This is a genomic window from Weissella fangxianensis (genome assembly GCF_024718545.1).
Taxonomy (GTDB): Bacteria; Bacillota; Bacilli; order Lactobacillales; family Lactobacillaceae; genus Weissella; species Weissella fangxianensis.
Genome location: NZ_JAMXDB010000063.1, coordinates 1 through 1469 on the forward strand (window position 1 = coordinate 1; position 1469 = coordinate 1469).

Genomic DNA, 1469 nt, shown 5'->3' on the forward strand with positions numbered 1-1469 from the left:
GAGTGGCGAACGGGTGAGTAACACGTGGGTAACCTACCTCTTAGCAGGGGATAACATTTGGAAACAAGTGCTAATACCGTATAATACTAACAACCGCATGGTTGTTAATTGAAAGATGGTTCTGCTATCACTAAGAGATGGACCCGCGGTGCATTAGCTAGTTGGTAAGGTAATGGCTTACCAAGGCGATGATGCGTAGCCGAGTTGAGAGACTGATCGGCCACAATGGGACTGAGACACGGCCCATACTCCTACGGGAGGCAGCAGTAGGGAATCTTCCACAATGGGCGCAAGCCTGATGGAGCAACGCCGCGTGTGTGATGAAGGGTTTCGGCTCGTAAAACACTGTTATAAGAGAAGAACGGCACTGAGAGTAACTGTTCAGTGTGTGACGGTATCTTATCAGAAAGGAACGGCTAAATACGTGCCAGCAGCCGCGGTAATACGTATGTTCCAAGCGTTATCCGGATTTATTGGGCGTAAAGCGAGCGCAGACGGTTATTTAAGTCTGAAGTGAAAGCCCTCAGCTCAACTGAGGAAGGGCTTTGGAAACTGGATAACTTGAGTGCAGTAGAGGAAAGTGGAACTCCATGTGTAGCGGTGAAATGCGTAGATATATGGAAGAACACCGGTGGCGAAAGCGGCTTTCTGGACTGTAACTGACGTTGAGGCTCGAAAGTGTGGGTAGCAAACAGGATTAGATACCCTGGTAGTCCACACCGTAAACGATGAGTGCTAGATGTTCGAGGGTTTCCGCCCTTGAGTGTCGCAGCTAACGCATTAAGCACTCCGCCTGGGGAGTACGACCGCAAGGTTGAAACTCAAAGGAATTGACGGGGACCCGCACAAGCGGTGGAGCATGTGGTTTAATTCGAAGCAACGCGAAGAACCTTACCAGGTCTTGACATCCCTTGCCAATCCTAGAAATAGGATGTTCCCTTCGGGGACAAGGTGACAGGTGGTGCATGGTTGTCGTCAGCTCGTGTCGTGAGATGTTGGGTTAAGTCCCGCAACGAGCGCAACCCTTATTATTAGTTGCCAGCATTTAGTTGGGCACTCTAGTGAGACTGCCGGTGACAAACCGGAGGAAGGTGGGGATGACGTCAAATCATCATGCCCCTTATGACCTGGGCTACACACGTGCTACAATGGCATATACAACGAGTCGCTAACCCGCGAGGGTACGCTAATCTCTTAAAGTATGTCTCAGTTCGGATTGTAGGCTGCAACTCGCCTACATGAAGTCGGAATCGCTAGTAATCGCGGATCAGCACGCCGCGGTGAATACGTTCCCGGGTCTTGTACACACCGCCCGTCACACCATGAGAGTTTGTAACACCCAAAGCCGGTGAGGTAACCTTTTAGGAGCCAACCGTCTAAGGTGGGACAGATGATTAGGGTGAAGTCGTAACAAGGTAGCCGTAGGAGAACCTGCGGCTGGATCACCTCCTTTCTAAGGAAAATCGGAA

The 1469-nt window shown here is 50.6% G+C and carries 1 rRNA gene; it reads left to right on the forward strand.

The features are described 5' to 3' along the window. Positions 1-1453, forward strand: a 16S ribosomal RNA gene (locus tag NGR58_RS09870); the annotation flags it as partial. Positions 1454-1469 lie beyond the last annotated feature (16 nt).